16 protein-coding genes are annotated in these 17,212 nt (G+C 29.0%); 7 read left to right on the top strand and 9 right to left on the bottom strand.

The window, feature by feature from the left end:
* Positions 1-1,843 precede the first annotated feature (1,843 nt).
* From QWY99_RS08190 to QWY99_RS08160, 7 genes are all read left to right on the top strand, one after another.
* A complete protein-coding gene (locus QWY99_RS08190) occupies positions 1,844-2,899 on the top strand; it encodes a hypothetical protein (protein ID WP_290263600.1) in 1,056 nt (351 codons plus the stop codon).
* Between the two features lie 161 nt (positions 2,900-3,060).
* Positions 3,061-3,711, top strand: a complete 651-nt coding sequence (locus QWY99_RS08185) for a DUF6624 domain-containing protein (protein ID WP_290263598.1) — start codon at positions 3,061-3,063, stop codon at positions 3,709-3,711.
* Between the two features lie 257 nt (positions 3,712-3,968).
* Complete coding sequence (locus QWY99_RS08180) at positions 3,969-4,343, top strand: hypothetical protein (RefSeq protein WP_290263595.1); 375 nt, start codon at positions 3,969-3,971, stop codon at positions 4,341-4,343.
* A gap of 220 nt (positions 4,344-4,563) precedes the next feature.
* Positions 4,564-4,815, top strand: coding sequence for a DUF2683 family protein (locus QWY99_RS08175; RefSeq protein WP_290263593.1), 252 nt, complete (start codon positions 4,564-4,566; stop codon positions 4,813-4,815).
* Complete coding sequence (locus QWY99_RS08170; RefSeq protein WP_290263588.1) at positions 4,812-5,099, top strand: type II toxin-antitoxin system RelE/ParE family toxin; 288 nt, start codon at positions 4,812-4,814, stop codon at positions 5,097-5,099. Before QWY99_RS08175 ends, QWY99_RS08170 begins: the two co-directional genes overlap by 4 nt.
* Positions 5,100-5,431: 332 nt before the next feature.
* Complete coding sequence (locus tag QWY99_RS08165; protein WP_290263585.1) at positions 5,432-5,971, top strand: GNAT family N-acetyltransferase; 540 nt, start codon at positions 5,432-5,434, stop codon at positions 5,969-5,971.
* Between the two features lie 337 nt (positions 5,972-6,308).
* A complete protein-coding gene (locus QWY99_RS08160; RefSeq protein ID WP_290263582.1) occupies positions 6,309-6,875 on the top strand; it encodes a hypothetical protein in 567 nt (188 codons plus the stop codon).
* 100 nt (positions 6,876-6,975) lie between these two features.
* On the opposite strand, the gene QWY99_RS08155 is transcribed toward QWY99_RS08160, so the two are convergent.
* The 9 genes from QWY99_RS08155 to QWY99_RS08115 form a co-directional block, all read right to left on the bottom strand.
* Complete coding sequence (locus QWY99_RS08155; RefSeq protein WP_290263580.1) at positions 6,976-7,752, bottom strand: hypothetical protein; 777 nt, start codon at positions 7,750-7,752, stop codon at positions 6,976-6,978.
* Between the two features lie 281 nt (positions 7,753-8,033).
* Positions 8,034-8,663 carry a hypothetical protein gene (locus QWY99_RS08150; protein WP_290263577.1) on the bottom strand — a complete coding sequence of 210 codons (630 nt, stop codon included), beginning with the start codon at positions 8,661-8,663 and terminating at the stop codon, positions 8,034-8,036.
* Positions 8,664-8,783: 120 nt separating this feature from the next.
* Positions 8,784-9,032, bottom strand: coding sequence for a hypothetical protein (locus QWY99_RS08145; protein ID WP_290263575.1), 249 nt, complete (start codon positions 9,030-9,032; stop codon positions 8,784-8,786).
* 540 nt (positions 9,033-9,572) lie between these two features.
* On the bottom strand, positions 9,573-10,268 hold the full coding sequence (locus QWY99_RS08140; RefSeq protein ID WP_290263574.1) for a JAB domain-containing protein: 696 nt from the start codon (positions 10,266-10,268) through the stop codon (positions 9,573-9,575).
* A gap of 268 nt (positions 10,269-10,536) precedes the next feature.
* A complete protein-coding gene (locus tag QWY99_RS08135) occupies positions 10,537-11,508 on the bottom strand; it encodes a hypothetical protein (RefSeq protein WP_290263572.1) in 972 nt (323 codons plus the stop codon).
* Positions 11,509-11,551: 43 nt separating this feature from the next.
* Positions 11,552-12,523: a hypothetical protein gene (locus QWY99_RS08130; protein ID WP_290263570.1), complete on the bottom strand. Its 972-nt coding sequence runs from the start codon at positions 12,521-12,523 to the stop codon at positions 11,552-11,554.
* 43 nt (positions 12,524-12,566) lie between these two features.
* Positions 12,567-13,493 (bottom strand): hypothetical protein, encoded by a 927-nt coding sequence (locus QWY99_RS08125; RefSeq protein ID WP_290263569.1) that lies wholly within the window; start codon positions 13,491-13,493, stop codon positions 12,567-12,569.
* 34 nt (positions 13,494-13,527) lie between these two features.
* Complete coding sequence (locus QWY99_RS08120; protein ID WP_290263567.1) at positions 13,528-16,134, bottom strand: hypothetical protein; 2,607 nt, start codon at positions 16,132-16,134, stop codon at positions 13,528-13,530.
* Positions 16,135-16,275: 141 nt separating this feature from the next.
* Positions 16,276-17,202 (bottom strand): hypothetical protein, encoded by a 927-nt coding sequence (locus QWY99_RS08115; protein WP_290263565.1) that lies wholly within the window; start codon positions 17,200-17,202, stop codon positions 16,276-16,278.
* Between the last annotated feature and the right edge of the window lie 10 nt (positions 17,203-17,212).

The following is a 17,212-nucleotide window of genomic DNA, read 5'->3' as shown; positions in this document are numbered from 1 at the left end:
GAAATCTCTTTCGAAACGGCTGTCAATTCAATATGTCTAAGAACTTTCTCTTTATTTTTGTGTCGCTTGTTTCTCAAAGCGGGTGCAAAAGTAATGAACTCCTTTTTAACTGGCAAGATATTTTTGAAGTTTTTTTTTAGAAATTTTTATTTCTAATTTCACTTCTTATCTTAGCAGTATTTCAAGGAACTTCGCTTCTTTTGCGGGGTGCAAATGTAACTTTCGTTTTTCAAACTCACAAGCTTTTTTTAATCTTTATTTTTAAAACTTTCGTTTCTATTTTTTGATTGTTTGCTTGTCAGTATTTCAGTGAACGTCTTGTTTGTTGCGGGTGCAAAACTACCACCTTTTTATAGATAAACAATACTTTCCGCTTGTGTTTTTGCGTTTATTTTTTGATTATTACTTAATGTATTGATAACGTTAATTTTAACATTTGGGTGTTTTTGCGTTTTATGAGGTTTTTCTGTGGGGTAGCATTCTCTTTCCTTGTTTTCACTCGCTTTTACGGGGTTCCCGCGAAGACGCAAAGACAGAAAGCTTATTATATTGTCGTTAAATAGGTAGCATATCCTGTATTTTACCCCTCCTAGCCCTGATAGAAGCGAAAATCCTTGCCCTTTTTTCTTTAAAAAGGGTAAGATTGGAACGGATAGCAGGTAAAAGCTCCTGAATATTAATCAAATCGTATTGCTTTGACTGGAGAAATCTTCGTTATTATATACAATCTACATAACTACACCCTAATCAACATCATTATTTAAAAAAAACCTTCTTATCACTATTTACAATACACAAGCCCACTGCCCTAATTCCAGTAGAAATTAAAAACTCTTTATATAATGCGAAAGAACAATCACCCTCCCTTATGTATATACACTATTAAATTACAACTTTGAAAAACGCCATTACACAACATAAAACCTCTTATCACTATTTATCATATACGAACACACTGCCCTAATTCCAGTTGAAATTAAAAACTCTTTATATAATACAAAAGAACAATCACCCTTCCTTAATATATACACTATTAAATTACAACTTTGAAAAACGTCATTACACAACATAAAATCTCTTATCACTATTTATCATATACGAACACACTGCCCCTAGCCCCGATAGAAATGAAAATCCTTATATGCCGGGGTTCGGCATAAAAGATTGAAATGTATAGCGGGATTAAGCTTCTGATATTTCTATTTTAAGAAATCTTGTCCTAAATTCAGTAAACCAAAAATAAATTACAAATATCAAATTAAGTAAAAGAATATGGATTTTAAATTTAGATCGAAGTTAAAATTAGATAGAATGCTCCAAATGTTGCCATTATCCAAATATAGCAAATCAGTCAAAAAAATTACAATAAGGATGTTTGATCGAGATCTAAATCGAGATAATTCAAACAAAAAAATCAATTTTTTATCTCCATTTCCTTAATTAAACCCCTTCGTATAACGCGCTTTTCTATGTTTTATAGTTTCCAAAATAATTCTTCTCTGAATTGTTTATAAATATATCACTTACCTTTTTTTATTGGTTCCTCATAAAGCCTGTTTTAAAATCATTATTTAATCAATGAATATACCGTGTAATTTATGCTAACAACAGTTATGAACTAACATATATATTTTTATTTATTCATCGGTAAGAAATACTTACTCGTGAAAAGAACACAATAAATTTTGGTCTAACTGGCGTCATTTCATAACTCCAATTTTAACCCTGAATCATATTAAAAGACAGTCCGTCATAAATAAACAACAATTCGGTAATTAATTTTTTAATACTTTTTTTATTGACAATACTTTTGAATCAAATTAATCAAAAGAAAAAAATAACCATGAAGAAATTTTTAAAAATCATTAAGTTCAGTTTTATTACTATTATTAGTATTTGCCTACTATTTTGCTTGTACTTTTTTGTGAGTAATAAATTATTTTTAGAGTCTGTAAATGAAAGCAATGTGACCTATTTGTCAAAAAATAATACTGAAATCACAAATATAATTAGTGACAAATTATTTGATAATGATTTTTACAAGTCTAAGGTTTTTCTTTTGGGAGAAATTCATGGCTACGCTGACAATCAGAAATTAGATAAGGAGTTGTTATTTTTCTTAAATAAAAAATTGGGTGTTAAATATTATATCGCAGAAATGGATAGTTTAACAGCTAAAAAACTGAATAACTTTTTGAGAGATAGCTTGAAAAATCAAGAAGCTTTAAAAGATGTTGTTTTGGCAATAAAAAAAAGAATTCCACAACAATCAAGTCAGGAACTTTTTGACAAATGGAATGCTATTTATGACTATAATCAGAAACTAACCGATTCGTTAAAAATTACTGTAATTGGAATCGATAAGGACTTTGATGATGATTCAAAAGTGGCAAGAGATTTGGCGATGGTTATTAATTTTAAGAATTCTATAAAAGAACTGAAACTGGAAAATGAAAAATTCTATGGTTTGTTTGGTTATTTCCATGTATTGCAGAATACATCTGAAAATGGAAAAAAAACATTCGCTTCTGAATTAAAAAAATCTGGCATAAAAACCACAAGTTTTGTTAGTCATACTTTAGATAGCGAAATGTACCTTCCCAAAATTTCGCAATTCCCTACACCAGAAAATGAAAAAGTAGATTGGATTAATGCAGACGGTCCTTTGCAACTTATTAAGGGAATTAATGATTTAAAAGAATTAAGCAAACCTAATTCAATTACTCTTTTTAAGATAAATTCAAAAAATTCTCCTTACTTAAAATCCCAAAACCTAATTAGTTTAAAATCAAGAGTTTTTGGAGAAAATATTATTCCTGAAAAAGGAACGTTTACAACCGATTATTTTCAGTATGTTTTTCTATTGAGGAATTCAAAAGCCTTAACCAAAATGAAATAATAAAGATATTTTCTATATTCGCTTGCAAAAAGACTTAGCACACAATATAAATATTTATAAATTCATTATTACTAGAATCGTTCTATAGTTCTAAAATTAGTTAGTGTACTAGTGATGAAAAAATTTACACAAAATAGAAATCTAAAATTATTTACCTCTATATGAAACAATTAGTTATAGTCTGTTCTTTCCTTCTTCTTGGTTGTTCAACAACAAAATTAACTAAAACTGAATCTGAAAATCTGCAAATAGAATTAGCAGAAATGCATAGAATTGACCAAATCGCCGCATTGGCAAATCCTAATGGTGAATTCATAAATTATCCTATTGAAAAGTGGACGGCATTTACAGACAGTGTTTTTAAAAAAAATAAAAACCGTATAGAAAGTTTGTATAATCAATACGGATATTTAGGAATAAATGAATTGGGAAAAACAGGAAGTAATGATTTTTGGCTTATAGTACAACACAGCGATAAATTTCCAGAATTTCAAAAAAGGGTATTAATTGCAATGAAAAAAGAAGCAAAAAAAGGAAATGTAAACCCAAATAATTATGCCTATTTTACGGATAGAGTTAAAGCAAATAACGGCGAGAAACAATTGTTTGGTACTCAAGTTGATTACAGAAGTAATGGACAAGCAAAGCCCAAAAATGGATTGATTGATAGTTTAACGGTAGACAAACGAAGAAAAGAATATAATCTAGAAGATTTAAAAACGTACCTAAATGAAATGACCGAAATGCATTATGAAATGAATAAAGATTATTTTAATACAAAAGGAATAACTAAACCTAACCTTTACCAATAAATCTATTTAAGAAAGCAAGCGCAACAGATTGGTCGTTTTGTACTATTACGAATTTTGTGCAAGCCTAATCTTTTTATTGACAAGTTTTCTACATTCGTCAAAAAATACAAAACCTAAGCTTTATTGTTATAATTAACTTTGCCAATCTTTCATTTGAGTAAGTTTTAAAAAGCAAAGAAATTTATAATTTTGAAATCGAAAAACTTATGAATGGATAATAAAGCTTCAGAACATTTTTCGGATAAATTAAAATTGAAATGATTCAGGAAATTATAAAAAAATACGACTATTTTTCAGATGCTCAAATAAAGAATGTTAGTTATACCTATCCAACAGGTCAAGGAGCAAATGTTGCCGTACAAATTGAATGTTGCAATACTCAAAATGATTATGATTGGGAATTAATCAATATTGTTTTTAATGATATAACATTTGTTAGATTTATTGGATATGGCGATTCTATAGGAAGTGTTATTGACATGGCTTTTATAAAAATTGAAGAAGATGAAATAGTGTTTGATTTTTTTGGATTATTTGATGCCGATAATCAAACTTTAGGAGAAAATCCAGAATCCGATTTTATTATAAGATGTAAAAAAGTTGACTATCAAGTTATAGAAGTCTACAAATGATTTAATTGCAAAAATTACTATGAAAATAATTTCTTTAACTGACATCCGTTTATCAACTTCTTTTCACTCGAACGTTATATAGAAAGAGTCTGTCAATATCTAGGCTATATCTCATCGGAAATTAAAATTTAATTTAAAAAAAAAATGCATAAATAATTAACAACATTTATCTTTACAATAGTGATAAAATAATAATTAACTTTGTGAAAACTTGAAAACAATGGAAGCTATAATATTACATCCTAAGAACAAAACACAATTATCTCTTTTGAAAAATTTAGCAAAAGAAATGGGAATGGAGTTTGAAACAAAAAATGAAGATGAAATAATAATTGGCTATACGCCAAGTGGTCAAGCTGTTTCTGTTTCTGAATATAAAGAAAAAATACAGAGTCGTATTGATGATATAAAAGATGGAACAGCCAAAACTTCTACTTCTGAACAAGTGTTAAATCATATCCTTAAGCGATGATTGTTTGGGAATCAAGAGCACAACAGGAGTTACATGATATTTATGATTTTATCTTTTTTAATAGTCCTCAAAATGCAGAACACATTATTACAGAATTAGTTTCTATTACAGAAAGTATTTCGAATATGCCTTTTAAATACCCGAAAGAACCCTACTTTAATAATGATAATATTCGTTTTGTTCCAAAATGGACTTATAAAATTATCTATTTCATTGGTGACAATGATATTACTATTTTGTCTGTTTTTAATACTTCCCAAAATTCAATAAGAATTAGCAGATAATAAAATTAAAAAAAACAATCGCACAGATATGTAATCAACGGTTGTACTCAAATCCTTTAAGTGCTGCAAAAGACAATAAATTAAGAGTAAAAACTAAGCACTCACTTGTGTTTATAGATTCTAAAAAGTTATCTTTCTTTACATAGCAATCTTTATTTATTTAATCTAAAACCGTTTATCAACTTCTTTTTACTCAAACGTTTTACATAAAATCAACTCTTTGGGATAAAACAATAGTAACTAAAAAATTTGACTATTTTAGCTTTTATTAATAGAACGCTACAATAAAAGCAGTGAAGCGTTGGCAGTAACTTTATCCCAAAAAATATTAAATGAGTAACCTAACAATAAAAAGTGAACGATTGATTTTAAGATCAATACTAGAAACAGATACTGACAATGTACATCTTTTGCATTCTTTAGCAGAAGTTGATAAATTTAATACGTTAGGAATTCCAGAAAGTATCGAAGAAACAAAATTGCTAGTTGATAATTGGATTACAGAAAATAATAAAGAAACTATTCAACGATTTACTTTTGCAACCGAATTAAAAACGGATAACCAGTTTATTGGAATAATTGGAATTAATATTGGAAAAGCTAAATATAAAAATGCTGAAGTTTGGTTTAAATTTGACCCGAACTTTTGGAACAAAGGATATGCAACAGAAGCATTGAGAGAGATTTTAAATTTTGGCTTTAATGATTTAAACCTTCATAGAATTGAGGCAGGTTGTGCAGTTGAAAACATTGGTTCTATAAAGGTATTAGAAAAAGTCGGAATGCTAAGAGAAGCTCACACTAGACAATTATTACCGCTAAAATCTGGATGGTCTGATAATTATGGCTATGCCAAATTAGCAACCGATTAAAAAACACTAAAGCTAACCGTTAGTGTTTCGTTAACTGTCTAGCCCCAACCTTTTTTTAAAACTTACCTATATATGCTATTGGCAAAAAATCTTGGACAAACAAAGACCGAATTAAAGATCCTTATTTAGAATATGATGAAATCATAAAAAAATATCCTCCTGTTTCAAAATCTTATTAGGTGTGTATACATCCTAAAATATTTTTTTATTGTCTTTACGGTTTCCCGTCAAAAAACTCAACACTTATTTGATACTTTCGCGATCGTTAATCATCTGATTTTTTTACAAAAGAAAAACAATGCCACTAAACAAAAATTAAAAATAGTTATTGATAGAAATGAAAACAAAATTAAAAACAGTTTTTAAGAAAATATCAGAAGTGATTGAAAGAAATTCTGATACGTTTGAAGAAAGTCAACGCATTCTAATTACGAATACCATTTTTAATGTAATTTATTGTGCAGAAGCAAATGTTACAACTTGTGAAAAACAGAAAAATATTTTTAGCGATTTAATAAGTTCAAAAAAAAAACCTATTCTTTATTGGTTTTCAATTGATGAAAAACTCACTAATGCTACTTACATAAGAGAAAAATATAAAAATTTCAAAGATTTAAAATCGAATAGAAGTAGTGCTTCTTACAAAGTTGCTTTAGATTCAAATTCTAAAACTTTGTACGTTGGCAAAGTAAAAAAAGATTTCCATTTAAGATTAGTGACCCACTTAGGATATTCTAAAAATGAAAATACGGCTGGTATGCAATTATTTCATTGGTACAATCCCGAAGAATTTGGAGATATTACTCTTAATTATATCGTTTTTAATGAAGATATGAGTGATTTGATAACTATACTAGAAATGGAGTTAGCAAGAGAATTAAAACCAATAATCGGAAAATATTAGAAAAAGATATAGAATTGGATACAAAGTCGGGAGACTTCGTACAGCATGTACTTCAAATAATATTCTTTTTTTGAGAAGACTTCGGAGAGCGGGTAGTAAACTACCAAGAATCAGTACAACGACATTCTTCAATAAATCCCTTTTTATAAAAATTCAACAATTTAAATGTTGCTTCAAAAGTTTCATCATACTTGAAGTTTAACAACCTTTTTAAAATCTCAACATGATTACGACCTGTTTTATCTGATTTAGTATGAATAATTTCATTTCTCAATTCTCTTAAATTATGTATATGAACATTTGTAGGATTTGATTTTTCGAAAAAATTTAATCCCAAGGCTTGAGGCAATACTTTAGTCAATTTATCATTAAATGAAATTGAATACTGAATCTGACTTTTATTATAAATTTCAGTTTTTATGTTACTCTTAATTTTATATTCAAATTCTTCAGGTATTATATCATTAATAAAACATTCTATTGATGTGAAGAGACTAATTATACACGAACTTGCTGTTCCATGATAGTCATAAGCAAAACTAAAATTAATTTCACTCGCATTTGAAATATCAGCTAAGTTTTTAACTAGATTTTTTCGTAATTCTTTTCGCTTAATATTCAAATTATACGCAAAACTATAATTAACTAAAGAGAAATCAGGAACAGGAATCATGCATTGTTTTCCGTTATCATTGTATATAAAACTGAAAATTTTTTCATCAAGTTCCGTTGTTATAATTACAAAATTATCCTTAGATTTTTTCTTAAGAAATTGTTGGTCAATTTCTTCTATTTTAACTAGGTTACCAACTTCTGCTATCCTCTTATCGTTTTGCAATTGATTATGAAATAGAAAATTTCTTTTAATATGTTTCATTTTAAGATCTTTATTTAATGGATAATTACAACTAATTAATATATAATCGAAAATTATATGTCTTTTTGGATATACTAGAACGTTGCCACTATTTAATTTTTCAAAGCTTTTTCAAAGGCTATTTTTAAGCTTTGAAGTTTCTAATCAATTCGTTATTAATTGATTGTTTTTACAGTCAAATATAGATATTGTAAAGCTTATTTATTAGCACAAATTTCACTTACAAACTATATTATAAAATTCAAGTAGGCACCTAAATCATTTACAACATCTAATAAATATTATAATTTCGAAATATGAAATTTTGCTAAGGAATATACATAATTAGTTTCGCTCAAAGTGATTTTAAATTTCCCAAAATTATATGATGTCCCTACGCGTACATTTTTTTGAACTTCATTTATTTTACTACCTACACTTATTGTAAAATTACATAAGCCATCAACTGAAATATCATTTACACCGATTATTAACTGCTCTTGATCATTTATGTATGACTTACCTTTTGAAATTTCTTTATCGATTGATTTAAATAAACTTGTACTTGAATTCTCCGCTTTTGGATAATAGGTTGAATCAATTGATTTAGAAAATAAGCTATCTATTCTATTTTTTTCATTAGCAATTTGTTCGTATTTTGTTTTATAGAACAAAGTGGGGTTTGAACTTTTAAAATTCCATTCTTCAAATTCTTTTAAAACCGTTTCTAATTTTTGATTTTCCTTTTCTAGAAAATCTATACGTGATTTGTGCTGTTCGACTTCAGTTTTGGATGATTCAACTTGTGCTTTGTAAAAATCAATTTTTTGTTCTTCGAAAATAAATTTATAAAATGCCCAAGTTGCACCAGCAATTACTAGTGTATAAATAATTACTGATTTTGTTTGATTATTTTCGAACCAATTTGACATATTGTTTTGTTGTAATTAATATTAAAGTTCCAGTTATACAAGAGATTTTTAGTTAAGATTACAAGCCACTCAGCTTTTTTCATTCTTTAATCTATTATAGTAATTAATGGTAAACGCTTGTTAATTCAACTTCAACTGAGTTTTAATTTGATTTATACCACAACCAAAGTTTTCAATAAATCCATCAACTTCCAGTTCTTGGGTTTCGTTATAAAGAGTTTCGCCACCTAAACTTTCTAGGTCACCACTTACAACATCTCCAACTGATAAACCTTCGTCAAAGTCTTCAAAGATTGTAAAATTGTTATTATCAAGTTCAATTGCACATAAACCATTTTGTGAGTTTACTAATTTCACGACCCCTTTCATAATTTCTATTTTTTATTTAATCCTATTTTTTATCATTACCTTAAATATCAAACAATTATAAATTTTCAACTTCAGCTTTTACAATTGCAAAATTCAATTGATTAAGTTTAATTCAAAATTTATCAGACTAAAACCTTTTCTAACAATCCAATTGTAGATTTTTCCTAAACGTAAAAAAATTTTCACGAGAGTTTACAACATATTTATATCTAGAAAAAAGTATAAATACTTTATCAGATAAAGCATTCAAACTATAAAAAGTAATTTTCGTAAACATACAAAACCGCTATTGTTTAGTTTTACGGTTTTCCATAATGCATTATTATTTAACGTGAAAATAATTCTTTTAATAAAGTAAGAGTTGCGTATAAATACCTGTTTTGTTTTCTCTCATGGCATAAAAAAAAGATGCTATTGTATCTTTTTACTCTTCAAATAAATATTTCATATTGAATTTCAACACCTTAACCACAATAATTGATAAACCAGAATTAAAAGCAAATACTTTAAAAACGTTGCAAAGAGAAATTAAAACAATTTTTACTTTTTATTAATTTGTTCTACTTCTTTTGCTGTTACATTTAAAATAGTCGCAATTTCTTCTATTGTCATATTCTGCTTTAGTAGATTAGTGACAACTCTTTTTTCTGTATCAATTCTTAAAGACTTTTCTGTATTCGCTTCTTCTTTAAATTTATCTGTCTCTTTTTTAAGCTTATTAATTTTTGACTTTTCTTTTTTTAATTCGAGTTCACGATCTCGAATTCTTTCTTGAATTTGATAAGTAGGAACATATTTTATGCTTTGTTCTAATTTTTCCATTAGTCCAATGTTTGCGAAACTAATAAAATTATCAGTGCTAATAATCAGATGGTCAAGAAGTTTAATATTCAGAATCTTTCCCACTTGTATCAATCGGTCAGTTTCGTCTTTATCGGCTTCAGATGCAGTCATGTTTCCACTCGGGTGGTTATGAACTGCAATAACGCTTGTTGCGCCTTTTAGTACAGCAACTCTATATACATTCATCGGTTCTACAATAGTTGCTCTTACGCTCCCCAAGCTTACTAATTCTATGTAAACAATAATGTTTGCCATATTAAGCCCTATCATCCAGAAATGCTCCTTCTCGCGATCTATAGTGTCTTCACGCAATAAAATGCGTCGCATGATTCTGAATAAAGTATCAGAACTATTTATATTAATTTTATCATTATCTGTTATCTCGATATTCATTTATATATTTTTTATTTTGTAAGAAATCCTTACAAATGTAATACATTTAGATAAGTCAAGCATTGTAAATCTTTGCTTATTTTCGGTTATTTTAAGATAATACAATATTAAATCTTAATCTAGATTAGACTTCGTGACAAAGCTCGATTAATAAACAAAAGTAAAGCATTAAAGAACTCCTTATAAAGAAGAAAAACTTTTGCATTCCTTTTTAAAACGGGAGCGTACTATTTCCTGATTTTAAACATTAAAATATTTTATGGTTTTATTACCAAACTTTTAATTCATCACTACCCTCTGGCATATAAAGAACTGTACACCTTATGGAGCCATCGATACCTCTTTCGGTTTCAAACTCTACATTTAGTACTTCTTCCTTATCCTTTTTTCTTCTTAAAAGAACTAGCTTATTGTTTGCACTAAATGTCATTTCGTAATTTTCAATAGGATATACTTTTCTGTTCTTAACATCTTTTCTAATAGGTTTTATATCGCTGTTTTCAATTTTGTTCTCTTTTAATAGTTCCTTTTTGGTAAAATACAAACAAGACACTTTCTTCAAGTCACTATACTCCAATTCTTTAAGAAAAGATAATCCATCCCCCTCTACTAATAGGTCTCGCAATTGATTGTACTTAGCAACAACCTTTTTTTCTATGTTTGGGATTTTTGATAAGTCTTGTGCCATTTCTAAATCCTTGCTAAAGTCCCATGGAATATCTGCTTCAAATGGTATTGTAAGTTCAAAATAGGGTAGTTTTTTACTGCCAATATTATCAGGTAATTGTACATGGGCTAAATTTGTATAGGTATTTACTCCATCATCTTTGTCTTTGGCATATTTTAGTTTAATGTCCAAATCTGCGTTAGCAGCAATAAACTCCTGTTCTTCTTTAGGGTATACCTGAACCGTTATAAGCTGTTTGCCTGATTTTGGTATATAATCATTCAGGTATGCAGGACCACTTTCTCCTGTATTATTTAAAAAAGTCATCCAATGTGGTATATCATTACAAGAAATCAATACTCTGCAATTGTTCTTATTTACCTGTAGAATATACAGCGGTTTTTTATCAAATTTTTCTATTTTATCGTACATTTTATACTGATACGCTACAATGTCATCGTGCATTTTATTTCCTGTTTTTAAATTATTATTTAGATTATTTTTTGAATGTTGCGCGCAACTATTCATAAAAAGTAGACTTGCGATGCAAATCATTGTTTTTTTAAAGTACATAGTGTTTCCTGATTTTGTAGATTAAATTTTTCAATAACTATCATTACCAAACTTTTAATTCATCACTACCCTCAGGCATATAAAGAACAGTACACCTAATGGAACCATCGATACCACTTTCATTTTCAAACTCTAAATAAATCATTTCTTGTTTATCTTTTTTTCTTCTTAAAAGAACCAACCTATTGTTTGCACTAAATGTCATTTCGTAATTTTCAATAGGATATAACTTCCTGTTTTTAACATCTTTTTTAACTCGTTTTATATCGAGATTATCTGTTTTATCTTGAATTAATATTTCTTTTTTTGTAAAGTACAAATAAGATGTTTTTTTTAAATCACTGTATTCTATCTCTTTAAGAAAAGATAATCCATCACCCTCTACTAATAGGTCTCGCAATTGATTGTACTTAGCAACAACCTTTTTTTCTATATTGGGAATTTTTGATAGATCTTGAGCTGTTTCTATATCCTTACTAAAATCAAATGGAACATCTGCTTCAAATGGTATTGTAAGTTCAAAATAGGGTAGTTTTTTACTGCCAATATTATCAGGTAATTGTACATGGGCTAAATTTGTATAGGTATTTACTCCATCATTTTTGTCTTTCGTATATTGTAGTTTAATATCTAAATCTGCGTTAGCAGCAATAAACTCCTGTCCTTCTTTAGGATATACCTGTATCGTAACAAGTTGTTTGCCTGATTTTGGGATATAATCATTTAGAAATGCAGGACCACTTTCACCTGTATTATCAAAAAAAGTCATCCAATGTGGTATATCATTGCAAGAAACCAATACCCTGCAATTGTTCTTATTTACCTGTAGAACATATAATGGTCTTGTAGTAAACTCCTCTATTTTGTCATACATTTTATCCTGATACGCTATAATGTCGTCGTACATTTTATTTCCTGTTTTTAAATTGTTTTTTATATCATTTTTTGAATGCTGCGCACAGCTATTCATAAAAAACAGACTTGCGATACAAATAATGGCTTTTTTTAAATACATACTATTTCCTGATTTTGCAGATTAAATTTTTCAATAACTATCATTACCAAACTTTTAATTCATCGCTACCCTCTGGCATGTATAAAATAACTGGTTTTGTTGCACGATCAATTCCTTTTGGCACTTCATATTCAACAGTGATTATCTCTGTTTTGTCTTTTTTATTACGGAGAATCACTAATCTATTTTTTGCAGAAAATATTATTTCGTAATTTTCTATAAGACTAACTTTTCTGTTCTTAACGTCCAATCTTGATCTTATTATATCCATGTTTTCATCTTTATCATCTGCTATTAATTCTTCTTTTGTACCATAAAGATGTGAGCAAGATTTTAAATCACTGTATTCTAATTCTTTTATAAATGCTAGTCCATCACCATTTACTAATAAATCTCTTAATTGATTGTACTTAGCAACTACCTTTTTTTCTATATTTGAGATTTTTGATAAATCTTGAGCCGTTTCTAAATCCTCACTAAAATCAAATGGAACATCTGCTTCAAATGGTATTGTAAGTTCAAAATAGGGTAGTTTTTTACTGCCAATATTATCAGGTAATTGTAAATGGGCTAAATTTGTATAGGTATTTACTCCATCATTTTTGTCTTTCGTATATTGTAGTTTAATATCTAAATCTGCGTTAGCAGCAATAAACTCCTGTCCTTCTTTAGGATATACCTGTATCGTAACAAGTTGTTTGCCTGATTTTGGGATATAATCATTTAGAAATGCAGGACCACTTTCACCTGTATTATCAAAAAAAGTCATCCAATGTGGTATATCATTGCAAGAAACCAATACCCTGCAATTGTTCTTATTTACCTGTAAAATATATACTGGTTTTTTATCAAATTTTTCTATTTTATCGTACATTTTATCCTGATACGCTATAATGTCGTCGTGCATTTTATTTCCTGTTTTTAAATTATTTTTTAAATCATTTTTTGAATGCTGTGCACAGCTATTCATGAAAATTAGACTTGTAATGCAAATCATTGTTTTTTTAAAGTACATAGTATTTTTCTGTTTTAAATATATTTGGCTGGTAATTAATAAGGTCAAATTTTTTATTTAATATGTAATTAGAATCCATTTTACCACGTTTTAAAATCTTTAATTTTCCCATTAATTTTATTGTAATCCCTGTAAAATCAGCACTAAATTGTAAGTACATTCCTTTTTCGTCACGACCGCCTGTCCCTTTACCTACAAAACCACTTTCCGCTTCTGCTGATAGTTGTGCATTAAAATCTGCCTTACTTATTACTTCTCCTCCGACTTTGTCTGATTTTGTATAGATTATTTTATCTATTGTTGCTTTAATTTTAAATCCCAACTCAATGCCTATTAGTAATGAAATTTTAGCATCGGTTTTATCGTTAGACGAGTTCATAAAATCAATCGTTTGTCGTAAATCAACTTTTCCCTTTACATACAGATTAAAGTATAATTCGCTGTCTATTTGTACAGGTGTATTGTCACTCAACCATTGCGCACCAACCTTTACATATTTTAGGGCCACCAATACAGGTTTTACAAATGATATATATTCGGCTGCGGCAACCAAATCGATACCGCCTTTACCTTGCACTAAGGGTTCAAACCCAAATTGTAAATTTCCTACACAGTTAATTTTTCCTTCTTTTTTATTCGTATCCCAATACCATCCGCCTCCCAAACGTACTGTAGGAAAGCTAAACTCTATAAAAACAGGGAGTTTAGAATCTGTAATGTTTTTTCCTTTGCCCATTAGTATGGCTCCTTGTGCGTTACCTTGTGCCGCTTGGTCTCTGTGAGACATTCTATCTAAAGCTTCTTTTACATTACTAATTTTTGATAATATGGTCTTCAATTTATCTTCAATAGCAGTACCATAATCAACTGTATTAGCGCCATTATTGGTAGTGGCTTTTATATGGAGCTCCCCATTGAAGTCTTTTCCCATTTTTTTGGCTTCAATTCCCGTTTCCCTAGCTTTTTTTTGATGTATCTCAAATATGTTTTTTTGTGTAGGGTTTCCATCTTTATCTGTAACAATAGCATCTCCAAAGGAATCTTTATTACTAGGCATTCTGGTATGGGCATAACTTTCGGAAATTTGAGGTGTTATTAAAACATACGCTTCCCATTTTATATCAGGAACAATTTTTATGTTTAAGTCATGATTGTGCCTACAGGAACTCGCTTTTATAGATAAATTGGGTAATGCCTTTAGTTTGGATTCTGTGAGAAAAAAATATTCAAAAAGGTCAATTTCGTCGTAATTAAAAAAAGAATCAAAATCAATCCTTGTAGGTTGCTCATTGATGAGTGTTACATTATTTGGTAAATTAGTTGTAACAATTGAAAGTTGGCTGTCATGCTTGCTTTTGCCAATCAAATTGCATTCGACAATAGCACTGTTTCTATCTACTTGAATTCTGGTTCGCTTTTTTTCACTACCAGACATTACGGCTACTTCTATAGTAGATAACCCTATTTTTTCTTTATCTTCTGTATATAAATCTGTAATTTGTCCCGTGGCATTCACCATTTCTAAACCTGTGTATTGACAAGGCGTGAAACTTGCTATATTCGTTTTTACTTTACCAACTACTACAGGGTTGTTTGTTAGTTCTGTTACAGTTAAGTGCTTTTCACCATTGATCGCCACTTCTAAAAAACAGTCATTAGGGACATTTAAAAATGTTCTTGTTTCTAATGATTTTATAGTGAGGTAAATTTTAAGATTTTTTCCAGCAGTAAACATCCATTTATGGTCCACAAAAACTGGAATTCTTACTTTTTGAACTTGAGCCTCCTCTTTTCCATTTACTTTTATACCACCCGAAATTCCAGTTTTATTTATTTCATTTTCAAGTAATTTATACACTAAAACTTCGCAAGTAAAATTATCCAAATTAGAAATTGGCAATAAATCATCTGGATCTATAACGTCTTTGTCCCATAATGTAACCTCTAAATCGTTTCCATACATATCCATTGTATATATATTTAAAAGTACAGTAGATCCAAAAGCTACTTTTCCTGTTATAGGTTTGCAATCAAGATCTGTCCAGGCAACACGAACGATTTTGGGAGTACCCTTAGCAGTAACAAACAAACCGTTTGGGGAAGTTCCTAATGCAGGATCATTTTTAGTGAAAACTTCGAGCCAAGCAAAACCACCACCAACAAGAATTTCTGGAAACCTAAAGTGCTTTATATGCTCTTTGGGCATTCCTATATCAAAGTCAGAATTATGTTTTATCATTCTGCCATCCATACTATTACCAATTGCCTCCCAGCACCAACTTAAGGTAGAAAGTTCTTCTTCTATTTTTTTATTAAAAGCTTCCTTATCTTTTTCATATTGTGCTTCTTCAGTTTCTCTTCTTTTAAGACTGGCAATATAAATGAATCGATCACCAACATCGGGCATTTTCCAAATTTCATCCTGAGTTAATTTATTAAAGGAAGGCAGTTTTTCTGGAGCTTCTTTATGGAATGTGGATGCGGGAACAATTTCTACTGTAAAAACTTCAGCTTGCGAAAGTGTCAAACATCCCATCTTCGCATCAAATTTTTGATTTTTGATTAGTTTAGGAACAAGATGTAAATTTTTGCTCATGTTTTTAGATCATTTTTCACATCATTTTTTGAATGCTGTGCACAGCTATTCATGAAAAACTGACTTGCAATGCAAATAATGGCTTTTTTTAAATACATACTATTTCCTGATTTTGTAGATTAAATTTTTCAATAACTATCATTACCAAACTTTTAATTCATCACTACCCTCAGGCATATAAAGAATTGTACATCTTATGGAACCATCGATACCACTTTCGGTTTCAAACTCTACATTTAGTACTTCTTCCTTATCCTTTTTTCTTCTTAAAAGAACTAGCTTATTGTTTGCACTAAATGTCATTTCGTAATTTTCAATAGGATATACTTTTCTGTTCTTAACATCTTTTCTAATAGGTTTTATATCGCTGTTTTCAATTTTGTTCTCTTTTAATAGTTCCTTTTTGGTAAAATACAAACAAGACACTTTCTTCAAGTCACTATACTCCAATTCTTTAAGAAAAGATAATCCATCCCCCTCTACTAATAGGTCTCGCAATTGATTGTACTTAGCAACAACCTTTTTTTCTATGTTTGGGATTTTTGATAAGTCTTGTGCCATTTCTAAATCCTTGCTAAAGTCCCATGGAACATCTGCTTCAAATGGTATTGTAAGCTCAAAATAGGGTAGTTTTTTATTACCAATATTTTCTGGCAGTTGCACATGAGCTAAATTTATATAGGTATTTATTCCATCATCTTTATCTTTGGCATATTTTAGTTTGATGTCTAAATCCGCATTGGCGACGATAAACTCCTGTCCTGCTTTAGGGTAAATCTGTATCGTAATAAGTTGTTTGCCTGATTTTGGGATATAGTCATTTAGAAATACAGGTCCACTTTCTCCTGTATTATTTAAAAAAATCATCCAATGTGGTATCTCATTACAAGAAACCAACACCCTGCAATTGTTTTTATTTACCTGTAGAACGTATAATGGTCTTGTTGTGAAATTTTTTATTTTATCGTACATCTTATCCTGATACGCTATAATGTCATCGTACATTTTGTTTCCTGTTTTTAAATTGTTTTTTATATCATTTTTTGAATGCTGTGCACAGCCATTCATAAAAATTAGA

This window comes from Flavobacterium branchiarum (assembly GCF_030409845.1).
Classification (GTDB): Bacteria; Bacteroidota; Bacteroidia; order Flavobacteriales; family Flavobacteriaceae; genus Flavobacterium; species Flavobacterium branchiarum.
Note: the sequence above shows the minus strand (reverse complement) of the source record. Positions and strands in the feature narration are given on the sequence as shown.

Bases quoted from the DNA above. Each gene is read 5' to 3' on its own strand.
- QWY99_RS08130 (WP_290263570.1), bottom strand. From the start codon at position 12,523: ATGTATTTAAAAAAAGCCATTATTTGTATCGCAAGTCTGTTTTTTATG.
- QWY99_RS08145 (WP_290263575.1), bottom strand. From the start codon at position 9,032: ATGAAAGGGGTCGTGAAATTAGTAAACTCACAAAATGGTTTATGTGCA.
- QWY99_RS08125 (WP_290263569.1), bottom strand. From the start codon at position 13,493: ATGAATAGCTGTGCACAGCATTCAAAAAATGATTTAAAAAATAATTTA.
- QWY99_RS08165 (WP_290263585.1), top strand. From the start codon at position 5,432: ATGAGTAACCTAACAATAAAAAGTGAACGATTGATTTTAAGATCAATA.
- QWY99_RS08135 (WP_290263572.1), bottom strand. From the start codon at position 11,508: ATGTACTTTAAAAAAACAATGATTTGCATCGCAAGTCTACTTTTTATG.
- QWY99_RS08190 (WP_290263600.1), top strand. From the start codon at position 1,844: ATGAAGAAATTTTTAAAAATCATTAAGTTCAGTTTTATTACTATTATT.
- QWY99_RS08150 (WP_290263577.1), bottom strand. From the start codon at position 8,663: ATGTCAAATTGGTTCGAAAATAATCAAACAAAATCAGTAATTATTTAT.
- QWY99_RS08155 (WP_290263580.1), bottom strand. From the start codon at position 7,752: ATGAAACATATTAAAAGAAATTTTCTATTTCATAATCAATTGCAAAAC.
- QWY99_RS08140 (WP_290263574.1), bottom strand. From the start codon at position 10,268: ATGAATATCGAGATAACAGATAATGATAAAATTAATATAAATAGTTCT.
- QWY99_RS08115 (WP_290263565.1), bottom strand. From the start codon at position 17,202: ATGAATGGCTGTGCACAGCATTCAAAAAATGATATAAAAAACAATTTA.
- QWY99_RS08120 (WP_290263567.1), bottom strand. From the start codon at position 16,134: ATGAGCAAAAATTTACATCTTGTTCCTAAACTAATCAAAAATCAAAAA.
- QWY99_RS08180 (WP_290263595.1), top strand. From the start codon at position 3,969: ATGATTCAGGAAATTATAAAAAAATACGACTATTTTTCAGATGCTCAA.
- QWY99_RS08185 (WP_290263598.1), top strand. From the start codon at position 3,061: ATGAAACAATTAGTTATAGTCTGTTCTTTCCTTCTTCTTGGTTGTTCA.
- QWY99_RS08175 (WP_290263593.1), top strand. From the start codon at position 4,564: ATGGAAGCTATAATATTACATCCTAAGAACAAAACACAATTATCTCTT.
- QWY99_RS08170 (WP_290263588.1), top strand. From the start codon at position 4,812: ATGATTGTTTGGGAATCAAGAGCACAACAGGAGTTACATGATATTTAT.
- QWY99_RS08160 (WP_290263582.1), top strand. From the start codon at position 6,309: ATGAAAACAAAATTAAAAACAGTTTTTAAGAAAATATCAGAAGTGATT.